The organism is Mycoplasma sp. E35C (assembly GCF_019873825.1).
Lineage (GTDB): Bacteria > Bacillota_I > Bacilli_A > Mycoplasmatales > Mycoplasmoidaceae > Mycoplasmoides.
The window spans coordinates 495642-509233 of sequence record NZ_CP068418.1 but is presented as its reverse complement, the minus strand read 5'-3'; the positions used below and the strand labels follow the sequence as shown (position 1 = coordinate 509233).

General features: G+C 26.4%; 14 protein-coding genes. All 14 read left to right on the top strand.

Annotated features, from left to right (window positions below; translation table 4 throughout):
- The first annotated feature begins 2 nt into the window (after positions 1-2).
- The 14 genes from JJE79_RS02190 (at position 3) to recO (ending at position 13591) form a co-directional block, all read left to right on the top strand.
- Positions 3-419, top strand: a complete 417-nt coding sequence (locus JJE79_RS02190; RefSeq protein WP_222925999.1) for a hypothetical protein — start codon at positions 3-5, stop codon at positions 417-419.
- 96 nt (positions 420-515) lie between these two features.
- Positions 516-851, top strand: coding sequence for a holo-ACP synthase (locus JJE79_RS02185; protein ID WP_222925998.1), 336 nt, complete (start codon positions 516-518; stop codon positions 849-851).
- A complete protein-coding gene (locus JJE79_RS02180) occupies positions 851-1648 on the top strand; it encodes a 1-acyl-sn-glycerol-3-phosphate acyltransferase (RefSeq protein ID WP_222925997.1) in 798 nt (265 codons plus the stop codon). Before JJE79_RS02185 ends, JJE79_RS02180 begins: the two co-directional genes overlap by 1 nt.
- Positions 1649-1776: 128 nt before the next feature.
- Positions 1777-3570: a segregation/condensation protein A gene (gene scpA / locus JJE79_RS02175; RefSeq protein WP_222925996.1), complete on the top strand. Its 1794-nt coding sequence runs from the start codon at positions 1777-1779 to the stop codon at positions 3568-3570.
- Between the two features lie 27 nt (positions 3571-3597).
- Complete coding sequence (gene scpB, locus JJE79_RS02170) at positions 3598-4476, top strand: SMC-Scp complex subunit ScpB (RefSeq protein ID WP_222925995.1); 879 nt, start codon at positions 3598-3600, stop codon at positions 4474-4476.
- A gap of 221 nt (positions 4477-4697) precedes the next feature.
- The gene (gene mraZ / locus JJE79_RS02165; RefSeq protein ID WP_222925994.1) at positions 4698-5126 is read left to right on the top strand and encodes a division/cell wall cluster transcriptional repressor MraZ; all 429 of its coding nucleotides are present in this window, start codon (positions 4698-4700) and stop codon (positions 5124-5126) included.
- Positions 5116-6051: a 16S rRNA (cytosine(1402)-N(4))-methyltransferase RsmH gene (gene rsmH / locus JJE79_RS02160; protein WP_222925993.1), complete on the top strand. Its 936-nt coding sequence runs from the start codon at positions 5116-5118 to the stop codon at positions 6049-6051. The genes mraZ and rsmH overlap by 11 nt, the downstream gene beginning before the upstream one ends.
- Before the next feature lies 1 nt (position 6052).
- Positions 6053-7342, top strand: a complete 1290-nt coding sequence (locus JJE79_RS02155) for an MPN316 family protein (RefSeq protein WP_222925992.1) — start codon at positions 6053-6055, stop codon at positions 7340-7342.
- Between the two features lie 10 nt (positions 7343-7352).
- Positions 7353-8774: a cell division protein FtsZ gene (locus tag JJE79_RS02150; protein WP_222925991.1), complete on the top strand. Its 1422-nt coding sequence runs from the start codon at positions 7353-7355 to the stop codon at positions 8772-8774.
- A 380-nt stretch (positions 8775-9154) separates the two neighbouring features.
- On the top strand, positions 9155-11152 hold the full coding sequence (locus tag JJE79_RS02145; protein WP_222925990.1) for a cysteine peptidase family C39 domain-containing protein: 1998 nt from the start codon (positions 9155-9157) through the stop codon (positions 11150-11152).
- Positions 11145-11513: a hypothetical protein gene (locus JJE79_RS02140; protein WP_222925989.1), complete on the top strand. Its 369-nt coding sequence runs from the start codon at positions 11145-11147 to the stop codon at positions 11511-11513. Before JJE79_RS02145 ends, JJE79_RS02140 begins: the two co-directional genes overlap by 8 nt.
- A 10-nt stretch (positions 11514-11523) precedes the next feature.
- Complete coding sequence (ybeY, locus tag JJE79_RS02135) at positions 11524-12018, top strand: rRNA maturation RNase YbeY (RefSeq protein WP_222925988.1); 495 nt, start codon at positions 11524-11526, stop codon at positions 12016-12018.
- A complete protein-coding gene (gene era, locus JJE79_RS02130) occupies positions 11982-12884 on the top strand; it encodes a GTPase Era (RefSeq protein WP_222925987.1) in 903 nt (300 codons plus the stop codon). Before ybeY ends, era begins: the two co-directional genes overlap by 37 nt.
- Positions 12872-13591, top strand: a complete 720-nt coding sequence (gene recO / locus JJE79_RS02125; protein ID WP_222925986.1) for a DNA repair protein RecO — start codon at positions 12872-12874, stop codon at positions 13589-13591. Before era ends, recO begins: the two co-directional genes overlap by 13 nt.
- The last annotated feature ends 1 nt before the right edge of the window (position 13592 follow it).

Genomic DNA, 13592 nt, shown 5'->3' with positions numbered 1-13592 from the left:
GCATGGCTAATAATAAAGATATTAAACTCTTAACTTCAAAAGAATTAGAAAGAATCGAAATTGATTATCTTCATGAAGGTGGTTATAACACTAAAACTGTTGATGAATTAATTGATCGGATTGTTGAAACTTTAAGATATTATGAACGAGCAACTGCTCGTTTAGATAAAGTTCAAAACGATTTATCTAGATTAACCGAAGAAAACTCAAAACTAAAACAAGAAGTTGGACAACAAGCAGTTCAAATTCAAGAGATGAGTGATAATGGTTATGATCGCGTTGCATTTATGAATAAAATCAGAAATGTTGAAACAAGCGTTCATATGATTAAAACAGCAATTAGTCAATTAACTAAAGTCGAAAAAATTAGTTTGGAAACTAACCAAATAATTAAATCATTCTTATATGGTCAAAAATAATATATAGATAGGCGTTTAATTTAGCTATATAAAAAATTGGGTATTATATAATAATAAGAGTAATTAATAATAATTAAACATAGAGGACAAAAAAATATGATTATTGGCGTTGGGATTGATGTAACTAATATCGCAAGATTGCAACAAAAGAAATCACCTGAATTTATTAAAAAATTATTAACTGATCACGAACAAGATAAATACAGAGCAATTATTGGTGATTTTAACCAAAATGTATTTTTAGCTGTACGTTGAGCATTTAAAGAAGCAATCTTTAAAGCATTAAAAACTAAAGATGAATTCACACAACTTGAAATCAGAAAAGTTAATGGTGCTTATGAATGTGTTTTAAATGAAAAAATTAAATTACACTTATCAATTTCATACGAAGGTGATAATTTAATTGCATTAGTAGTGGCTGAAAGAGTTTAATGCGCTTTATATTAAGATTATTAGCTTTTTTAATCTTTCCATTCGTTGGCATTGAATTTTTAATTAGATATTTAGTTGCTTTAATTAAAGCGAGTATTTATAAAAATAATGCCAGTTTTTATTCAAAGCAAAGCCGTTTTAGAACAGTTTATATCTTAGCTTGTCGGGTATTGTTTTTTAAAGGAATTAAGATTATCATGAAAAATGAAGATCAGATTCCCAAAAAACCCGTTTTGTTCATTGGTAATCACAAATCCAACATTGATGCATTTGTTTTAATCTGGATTGCAAACCATTTAAAAGATATTACTGAACTAACTTTTGTAGCTAAAACTGAACTACAAAAAAAATCAATTGGCAAAATTATGTCATTGATTGATGTTATCTTTATTGATCGTAATAATATCCGTCAAGCAGCCAAAGCAACCCTTGATGAGATTGAATTATTAAAATCAACATCTGTTTGTGTCTTTGCTGAAGGAACTAGAATTTTTTCGCACCAAAACGCTGAGTTTAAGCCGGGTGCAATCAAAGCTGCTTACAAAGCATTTTGTCCAATCGTTCCCTTTAGTTTATTCAACACACAAGGACGAATGGAAAAAATCTCAGATAAAAAACGACCAGTTCAACCAGGTTTTAAGAAAGCTAAATCACATAAAATTTTCATTGAATTTTTAAAACCCTTAAATCCAATCGAATATTCAAGAACTGAATCAACTTATTTAATTAATACGATTAATGAGAAGATCCAAGCAGTTTATGATAAACAACTAAAAGATTGGCAAAATAAAAAATAAAACAAACCTAAAAAACAGTTATCAACCAACGATAACTGTTTTTATATTTTTATTAATAAAAATAAGTAAAACGATTATTATCTATAAATCTAGATATGATAAAAATTTAAGTAAATTACTTAATAACTATGATCAAATTGATTTGGTGTGAAGATAACCATCATGGGATTGCTAAGAACAATAATATTCCGTGAGAAATAAAAGAAGAATTACAACATTTTAAAAAAACCACGATTAACCACCCAATAATCATGGGGTATAACACGTATGTTGCAATTAATAAATTGTTAGACAATCGTGCAAACATTGTGATTTCAAAAAAACACCAAAGCGAATTAAAGCATAATAATGAATTATTCTTATATTCAGATATTAAAAAAGCACTAATTGATTTTAGTGTTGTTGATCTATTTATTATTGGTGGCAAAAAAATTATTGAACAATCAATTAAGTTTGCTGATCAATTAATCATTTCCAAATTACCTGATAATTATCAATGTGATTTGTTTGTTGATATTAGTTATGATGATTTTGAACTAGTTGATAAAAAGCACCACGATCAATTTGTTGTTGAATATTGAAACCGTAAACCCAACACCAAACAACCAGAAGCATTAATTGAAGAACCTAATTTAAATATTGCTGATGATTTTTTAAACCTATCATTCAAACACTTCAGTGGTCCGTTTGACTTATTATTACATTTAATTAAAGATAAAAAAATGGACATCATGGCACTGGATTTATCTGAATTAGCCAACCAATATTTTGAATACATTAACAAGCACATGATTAATCTTGATGTGGTGTCAGATTATTTATTCATGGCGAGTGAGTTATTAAGAATTAAATCTGATTTATCAATTCCTAGTTTTGATGATGAACAAAAAATTGATCTAAATAACGATGATGAACGTGATCGAATTGTCAAAAGAATTATTGAATATAAACGTTATTCAGAATTACTTCCTTCATTAAGTAAGATGCAATTAGAACGTTTTTCATTGTTTTCAAAAGATGAAGATGATTGGGATGTTTTCAAATTAACAACTAACGATCTACCAGAAGCTCCACTACCTGATTATGTTAATCCTAAGAAATTAAAAGCAGCCATGGAGCGGGTGTTTGAAAAACTGAAAATCAAAACAATTACCGAACACAAGATTGTCATTGAAGAATTATCAATCGAAGATGTTAAGGCTGAAATCTTAAGTATTATTAAAAGATTATTAAACGATCAATATGATCAAAAAATAGATCTACAAACAGTCTTTGAACAAATTGATCCAAACAAATTAAGCTTACGATATTTTGTTACAGCTTTTGTTTGTTTATTAGTTTTAGTAAGAGAGCAAAAAATCGATTTATCACAAAATGAAGATGATGCTGAAATCTTTATTTCATTAATTGATGTTTCAAAAATTGTCATCGTGCAAGAATCAATTGATGATGCAATCAAACGCCAACAGCAAGATGAAGCTGAATTAAAAGAATCAATTAAACAAATCCAAGAACAACGAAGACAAGCATTCTTCAAACAACGTGAAGAATACTTTAAGAAAAAGTATGGTGAATATTATGTATCAAAAGAAGATTATGCAAAACTATCACCAGAAGAAAAAATTAATATCAGAATTAATCAACGTAAGATTGATGAACAAGAAAAACTAAATAAAGCCAAAGAACAAAATCTACTTGATGAAAATAATGAAGTGATTGATCTAAAAGCTAAAAAACCAACATCAAAACAAATCTTATATGAAGCTGAATTGATTATCCAACAACTTAATGATTTAATTGATGATAAGCAAGAAGATTATGATTCAGAAGCAAAACTAGAAGCACTTCATACTGGTGAAATTCGTTTGGATGATAATGATCAACTCCAAGAAGTTGAAACTAACAATAATATAGAAGAATAAAATAACAATCCTAAGCATTAATTGATTATGAAAACAACTAAGATTAAAAAAGTAACTAAAAAGTTCAAATTAAATAACAATAAACCAATTGAAGAATTATCAACATCACAAATCTTAGAAGATCAAAAAGATTTTTCTATACAAGTTGATAAACTAACAGCTAAACCTAAAAAAACAACATTTGAAGATATTGGTAATTCAACAATTGATTTTGAAACCCAAGATAATGAAAAGTTCTATCAATCTGTTCAGGATGCAATCTCTCAAACTAGTGAAATTGTTGATGATTTAGAAAATCCAGATGAAATATCAACAACTGATGTTAAAAAAACATTATCAATTCAAGCAATCATTCAGGCTGCTTTATATGTGGCTGGTAAGAATGGGATGAACTTACAAGAATTAAATAAGATTGTGCCACGATTACATCAAGATGAATTGTTTAATGAGCTAGAAAAAATGATTTATAGTTATGATCACAATCACAACTTTGGTTTAACAATTAAAAACTATGGTGGTAGATATAAGATCTTAACTAAGGCTGCTGTTAAAACTGAAATGCAACGCTATGTTTCTGAAAAATTCAAAAACCCATTAAACAAGGGAATGATGGAAGTATTAGCAATCGTTGCATATAACCAACCTTGTACTAGAAGTAGAATTAATGAAATCAGAGGTGTAGATTCATTAAATCTAGTTGATAATTTATTAGAAAAACAATTAATCGTTGAAGTTGGCCGTGCTGATACTCCTGGCCGTCCGTTCTTATATAATGTTTCTGAAAAATTCTTTGATTTATTCGGAATTGAATCAATTGATGATTTACCTGAAATTAAACATTTTGATCCTGATTCATACCAAGAAGGTAATTTCTTTGATTCAAACCGTTATGATGAGAACGAATAACCTCCCACTTTAACCCCCTAAATTATCAAAATCGTTAAAAAATGACCTTGCCAGGTCATTTTTTTCTTACTTATAACCAAAAAAAATTTTAGTTTAAAAACCTTTAAAATAAAGGTGTTTAGAAGGTTGATAAAATAATTGTGGTGAAAAGTGTTTGAAAGTGGGAGATTTTAATTTAGAATATTAATACGTAGAAGTTCTATCCAAAGGAGGTTAATAATATGTTTATCGGCAACTATCAACATAATATTGATCTTAAGGGTAGATTAAGCATTCCAGCTAAGCTAAGAAACCTAATTAAAGACAGTGTGGTTTTATCAAGAGGGTTAGATGGTTGTTTAGAACTACGTACACCTGAAGAATTTGATAAGTATGCTAATAAATTCTTGGCACAATCAAGCAACAGCCAACAAAGTAGAAACTACCGCAGATTGCTGTTTGCTAACTCATCAACAGTTGAAATTGATAGTGCTAACCGAATTTTAATTCCAGCTAATTTCAAACAAATGGCTAGTTTATCTAAAGAAGCTGTCATTATTGGTATGGGTGATCACATTGAAATCTGAGATCAAAAAGCGTACGATCAATTTAATGAAGATAACTTTGATAAGTTCACTGAATTAGCCGAAGCAATGGACAATGATCATTAATAACGACATTCACTACCCCGTTTTATTAAAAGAAGTGATGCAAAACTTAATAACTAATAAAAACGGGACTTATCTTGATTTAACAATTGGATTTGGTGGGCATAGTTATAACATCATTAAAGCGCTAAGCGATCAAGGTCATTTAATTGGTTTTGATCAAGACAGTATAGCAATCAACCATTGTAAAGAGTTATTCAAAGAACATCACAATGTGACATTAATTAAAGATAATTTCGTTAATGTCAAAAAACATCTAGCTAATTTAAAAATAGAAAAAATTGATGGCTGTTTAATTGACTTAGGGGTTTCTAGTTATCAATTAGATCAAGCAACTCGCGGATTTAGTTATCATCAAGCTGGCAAGTTTGATATGCGTATGAACCAAGAGCAAAAACTTGATGCAACAGAATTAATTAAGAGTTCAACAGTTAATCAATTAATTACGATTTTTAAAAAGTATGGTGAAATTTCAGATGGTAAAAAAGTAGCAATCGCTCTTAAAAATGCATTTGAACAAAAAGATTTAACAACATTAGAAGTTGTTGAATTGATTAAAAAGAATGTTAAGCCATCAGAACTTTATCAAAAAAAACATCCAGCAAGAAAGTATTTTCAAGCCATCAGGATTGCTGTTAATAATGAGCTAGAAGTATTGCAAAAGGTTTTAGAAATCATTCCTAATATTCTTAATAAAAATGGTAGATTAGCAATTATCTCATTCCATTCATTAGAAGAAAAGATGATTAAAAAGGCCTTTAGAAAACTTACATCAACTGATAGTTTAAGCAATGTTCCAATCAATAACGAATTATTATTAAACTACAAAAATCACTTCAACAAGGGATTAGAACCTTCAATTGAAGAGTTAGAAAAAAACAAACGATCACGATCAGCCAAACTATTCTTATTAGAACATCTCAAATAGTATGTATAACTTAAAACAAACTTACGCAACAATCACATTTAAAAAAGAAAGTATTGATTTGGTGCTATCAACTAATGATGACAAATCAATGCACTTATTGCGTCAAATAACTATTGAAAACACCAACTTATACGACGAAAATAAAGTTATTAATAAAACATTATTACAACAAAAGATCCAACAACAATTAGATCTGATTAATCAACGTAGTAAAATGTTGATTCAAAAAGTAATTCTTAATTTTGATGGTTTAATTAATGACTTAAAATCAACTCAAGTTGCAACAAATGTGATTAATTATTTAAGTGCTGATCAATTTCACAACGAAATTAAAAAGTTTGTTTTCAATTCTAATAAGACTAAATTAAATCCTGATCAAATTATTGATTATAAGATTTATAAAACAGTTGAAAAAAATACTAAAAATGCGGCAAGCGAATTAGTAGCCAACACTGATTATTATGCAATCTTATTGGTTTATCATACAAAATCAAATCTATTAGCTGATTTAAAACAAACAATTAACCAATTAGGTTTAAAAGTATGTGGCATTAGTAGTCAAGAATTAAATTACTTAGCAACTCAACAATTAAAAGACGCTTCTGATAGTTTAGTTATTGATGTATTAGATGATCACACCAGCATTAATATTTATCTAGATGATACTTTCATTATTTCTAGAAAAATGAACGTTGGTTTAAATCAGGTTAAAGCTAATGTATTTAAGAAATTAAATCCAAAAAATAATAACAACGATTTAAACGACATTATTGAACAATATTTCAACAACGCTTTATTAAACTTAGCAGAAGATAGTTCATACAACTTATTAATTAAAACAAGTGATCAATTCTTAAATTACCAATATTTATCAAAACAAGATTTAGATGCTTGCATTCAAAAATACATTGTTCCAATTGTTGATCACATTAATAAAGAACTAGAATTAATCAAGCAAGAGTTCAAAAAAGAAATCAAACAAATTATTATCAACACTAATCGTAATAGTGCAATTGCTAACAACTTATTAAACAAAGAAAATGAGTTAGTTAATGATGTTGAGATTTCAAAATTGTATTCATTAAAATTATGATCTGCTAAAAAACAATACCAACAATCATATTTAGCAATCAAAAAACAATACGAATTTGATCTATCAATTAACAAAATTGATAATCACATTATTTCACAACATGATTACAACTACGATCATGAAAGTGACAAGAAAGCAATCTTGCTATCAATCAATAAAGAAATCAATAGCATTTTAACTAAATTGAGTGCCAAATAATATTTAAGTTATGTCAGATTCAGATAAGAAAAAATACGAAGATTTTTCAATAGAACAAGCAAAAGAAGAGCTAAAGGTTTTATATTCTGAATTCGACAAATTAATAAACTCAGATAAGAATGATTTGGATTTAGAAAAATTACCAAAATTAGGTTATTTTGATGAAGATTTTTTTAACAATAATTTACGAGAAAATCAAACATTTTCATCAAATTTAAATCAATTTAATAACCAAGAAAATTTCTTTGTTAGTAAGTATAAAAATAACAAAAAAATTAAGGTGATTGGTATTGGTAATGCTGGTTCAAATATCGTTGAATATATTGCTGTAAATTTTAATCATTTAATTAATGATGAAGTTGTTTTTTATTTATTAAATACTGATGCTAAACATCTAGCAACTTTAAAAAATAAATATAATTCAAAATCTATTAAATTACTGATTGACACACCATACACAAATGGTTATGGAACTGGTGGAAATATTCAAAAAGCCCACAATGCAATTTCGCAATATTTTGATAGCAATCTAGATCAAATTCTAGAAGATTGTGACATCTGTATTGTTGTTGCTGGATTAGGTAAAGGAGTTGGCACAGCTGGTGCTAAGTATATTGTTCAAAAAACAGCTGAAAAGAATATTCTTACCTTATCTTATGCACTAATGCCATCAGCAAATGAAGGTAATTTAACTTATGAAAAAGCTTCAGATGCTTTGTATTTATTATTAAAAAAAGCAACGGCTACGAACTTAATTAGAAACGATGATTTAAACCAAAAATTATCTAATCTACCAGTGCTTGATCGTTTTGAAGCGATTAGTTATGAGATTGGAACTTCAATTAATGCGATTATTAAGTTAATTCAACAAAAAACAATTCATGATATTGATTATGCTGATTTAACCGAATTTTTTGATGTTAATGATGAATCATCTTATGAATTCTTGGTGAAAGAAATTAAGATTTCAAGTAGCCAAGTTGATTTAAGAAATATCGATCTTTTAAATCAAGATTGATTGAGTGCTGATAAACTGATTGTTATGTATCAACTCAACAGGCAATTCCCCGGAAGATTGTATGATGAGATTAATAGTAAGATCAGACAATCTGTTAGCAGTAACGCCCATATTGTGTTTGGGAATAGTGATGCTGATGGTGATGAAACGACTATTACGATTATTGGCAAGAAGATTAGCGGTTTGATTCATTCGAATCGAAGTTTGGATTACAATTGAAATTACTTAATTAATCACCCTGAAAACCAAAATTATCCTGTAAATTTTATTTCGCCTGATTTATACATTAATGCTGATGATAACAAGACAACTGAGAATGCACTTATTGTTGTTAATAAAGACAGACTAAATAAAAAAACAAAGACCAATATCGAAACTAGCAGTATATTAGCTGATCTAGATTCTGATAATTAACTTATCCAATCGGTTTAACCCAATTCTAGAAAAACAATTAATTAGTTTATTTTTCATAATTATTATCATTCTCTTGATTTAATTTTTTTACTAATTTTTTTCTTTCATATTGTTTTTACTCCTTTCTATTAGATATTTTTGTCCTTTTTAATTACCATTTAATTTATTCTTTCTAATTTATTTATAATCAACGTTTTTGTTGAATTAATTGTCAGTATAGAATCTAACCGATTTACTTTAATCACAGATTAAAGCCATTATGCAAAAAACTTAAAGAACACCAATTTTTAGTGGAAAGAATTGGTGTTTTTTTATTTTGCTTAATTAATTTTTGTGTTTTTTAGAGATAAAAAACATATCTTGATATGTAATTTAATATTGTGAAATTAATTAAGCAAAAAGATCGTAATGATTGTGGCATTAGTGTAATCATGATGTTGTATCAACATCATTTTGGTTATGAACTAAATGATTTCATGATTAAAGCTAATACGCATATTAACAATCAGGGAATTAATATTGCTCAATTTGAAAGTATTGCTAACGCGCATTATTTGAATTGTGAATCTTACCAAGCAACATTTGATGAACTAATTAAGATTAAAAACCAATACTTAGTTTGTTTATTAAAAGCAGATAATTTTAATCACTTTGTGATTGTTAAAAATAAGAATAATAAATTCGTTGTTTTTGATTCTGCAAATAATGAAAAAAGAATAATTAATTATGATGAATTCAAAGAATTATTTGCGGGTGTAATTATTCTTGTAAAACCTGATCTTAAAAACTATATTCCTGTTAATTATAAAACGCAATTTAGATTTAAAAATATCATAAATTTACCGTATATTTTGATATTTTTAATGATTGAATTACTCATTACTTTTAGTAGTATTGGATTAACTTTTTTATTTAAAATTTTAATCAATGATGTCATAAATACTTCAGTAATTAATAACATCTTAATTATCATCATTACCTTCATTATTATTAAGTTAATAAACTTAATTGGTTCAGGGTTGTTGAATATTTGACAACAACAATTAATTAAGAATAAATACCAATATTGATGAAAAACTTTTTTATATACTTTCAGTTTACCTAAAACAATTAAGGTTATCAAAGATGATATTGGCACAATCTATAAATATGATGATTATTTAAATACTTGTTTAACTTTTTATATTAAGAAAATATCTAATTTTATTAATAACTTTTTAATTGTTATTACTGCAATTATTTTGCTTCATAAAATTCATGTTTTCTTCTTATTTATCACTTTATTTCAAAGTGTTGTTTCATTAATTTATTTGATCTTAAATTTATTGTGATTTAAAGGATATAACCAAAAATCTAAGGAATTACAAATCAAACAGCAAACATACTTATATGAATTTCATAAAACCATTATTAATTCCCAACATCAAGGGTTTTATCATTATTGAAATGATAAAGTTAATGATATTTTTAAGAAAAATCAGAATTTAAACCAGAAAATCCATTTAAATGTCAATGTTAGTAATTCTGTTTTTGAACTAATTAAGTATTTTATTACTAGCATCACATTAGTTGTTGGAATTTCATTAATTATCAATTTAAACACAATTGATTTAGCAACCCTAATTTATGTCAGCACATTACAGGGATTATTGATTAGTAGCATTGATGGTTTGATTAGATTTATGAATGAAAGTTATGAGTTTTATATTTCATACCAAAAAGTTAATAATCTTTTGTTATTAAAAAATGAAGTTAATAATTTGATTGATCGAACAAGAGTAATTAAATCTGTTAGTTTTAAAAATGTTTATTTATTTTTTGATCAAAATCCAATATTTAATGATTTAAATTTAACAATCAATGCACCAACATTTTTGTATGCCAAAAATGCATCTGGGAAATCAACATTACTTAAATCAATTATTAAACGTCAATTATTATCATCAGGAGAAATTTATATCAATGAAGTTAATATTAATAAATATAGCAATGAATTCTTCTTAAATCACGTCGTTTATTTATCAGATCAAAAGACTAATATTGAATTAGACAATGAATGATTAATTGAATTTATGAAGAAAAACAGAAGACCAGAATTATTAAAAATCATCGAGTATTTTAAGCTTTTTGATGCTGATAAATACAATCTAAGTTCAGGCCAAAATCAAGTATTAAAACTATTACATTCATATAATGTTCGCAATAAATTATTTTTATTAGATGAAGTGCTTAATAACATTGATGAATCGGTTAAACATGTCGTGTTTGAAGTTATTGTAAAACACATTATTAAGAACAATTTAACAATCATGATTGAGCATGATAATAGCTTTATGAAATACTTTAAAAACAGGATAAACTTGCACGATTATGAATAAGATAATTAATAGCATTATTGCTGGTCTTTTGATTGTGATTATTACTTTTATTGGTATGGTCTTTTTAATAAAGGTTAATGTTTATTCCAACTTTACTTACCAAAGAATTGATAATCAATATTACATAAAATATGCTGATCAAAGTGATCTAGAACAATTTATTAAAAATAATAAAGCACATTATTTATTGGGTTATCACAAGAATTCTAATGAAGCAATTAAATTTAATATCGATGAAAATCAAGATAACACCCTAATTTTGACAACTAAAAAATCGATTAATGAATCGGTTGGAACAATTAGTTTTTATTTAGGTAAATCTGTTCTGTATCAACATTTAATCAAATCGATTAATCTATAATTAATTAAGTATGATTAATCATTTTGATGTAATTAAACCACCAGCATTTCTTAAAGACGATTTAGAACAATTATTAATTATTATTAATAATTGTTTTTCAGCGCATTTCAAAATCAAAGATAAACTATATTACGAACTAAATTTTATTAGTGAAGCCCGTAGTTTAGAACTTAATACTTCATTAAGAAATAAACAATACGTAGCAGACGTGATTAGTGTTTGCTTGTGAGAAAATGTTGAAATCGTTTCACCATTATTGGGCGAAATTTTCATTTGTTCAAAAAAGATTGCTAAGGATGCTAAAAAATATCAAGTAGGTTATTTATATTTAATGATTAGAATGATTATTCATGGTTTAATGCATCTATTAGAATTTGATCATGAGCAAAGTGATGCATATGAATATGTAACCTTAAATATTCAAGATAAAATCTTGAATCAAGTTATTAAAAAAATCAGAAAGTGCGTATGAAAAAATCAGGAATTGTTGTCATTACTGGATTAGCTAGTGTTGGTAAATCAACTTTAATTAATAAGATTGCTAAAAATAAAGTAGCAATTGTTTCTAAGTATGATCAAACAACAAGAAATGTTATTGCTCATAAAATTGAACATGAAAAAGTTGATTATTTATTACTTGACACTCCTGGGTTTCATAAGAGTTTTAATAAGTTAAGCTTATTTTTAAACAGCGAAATTAAACAAGCTTATAAACATGCTCATGCTTGTATTTTAATTGTTGATAGTGCTAAAAAAATCAGCGAAGAATTTATCAACTTATTAAACATTATCAAGTCATATAAAATTGATAATTTAATCGTAATTTATTCAAAAATTGACTTGATTAAAAATGAAGATAATATCAATGAAGCAGATAAATTAATTCGTGATTCATTTAATGTCGTTAAAACAATAAAAACTAATTTATTAGTTGATGAAGTTAATGATCAAATTGATGATGGTTTATATCAATTGTTAGATGAACAATATGAAATTCCAGAATCACAACTTGATGAAAATGAAAAAGATAATTTTGAAATTACCGAAATTATCCGTGAAAAAATTCTGAATTTTACTTATCAAGAAGTTCCGCATTCAGTGGCTGTAATTCTTGAAACTAAGAATTACAATCAAGAAAAAAAGATGTTCAACATCGAATGTGCAATCGTTACAGAACGTGAGTCACAAAAGAAAATCATTATTGGTAAAAACGCTTCAATGATTAAAAAAATTGGTATGGCTGCTAGAATGGAATTATTAAATATTTATGATTGCAAAATCAATTTAAAACTTTTTGTTAAAGTTGAAAAAGAATGACGCAACGATGATTATCTAATCAAATCATTAGGTCATAAGAAATGAGTGCTATAACAAAAAAAGGTTATTTAATCGATTATTTTGATTATGCTGAATTTGATCAGATTATTAAGGTGTTATTTGAAGATAATTCCTTGATTAGTTTGATTGCGTTAGGCACGAAGAAAATCTTATCCAAAAATGGCAGATACATCACAATTGGTTCATTACATAACTTTGAATTTTTTCAATCACGAAGTGTTGAACGGTTATCAAAATTAAAAAAAATCCATCCAATTGATACCAAAGATGCAACCATTAGTGAATCTTTACCAATTCTTGTTATGAATGAATACATTAGCAAGAAAAAAGGTTTATTAGAAGCCAATTACTTTAATTTTTATGATGATGTAATTAATTTTGTTAACAATAAAACTTATAGTAATGAAACGATCATTATTTACATCTTATTAAATATTATTAAGATTGAAGGGTTAGGCTATGATTTAACTAAATGTGGGTATTGTAATAACAAACAAGTTATCACTTTATCATTCAAAGATATGGTGGGTGTTTGTGAAAAGTGTGCTTATAAATATAATGAATTTTTATACAACAAAAGTTTTATGACTAACTTTTTTTCATTAATTTATAAAACTTCATACGAATTTTCTGCTTTAGAGCATAAACAATACATATCTTTAATAAAGGGATTAGCAAAATCAATTTATCACAATGCTGGAATTTATTTAGAACAGATTTTTAGTTATATAAAAAGTTAAA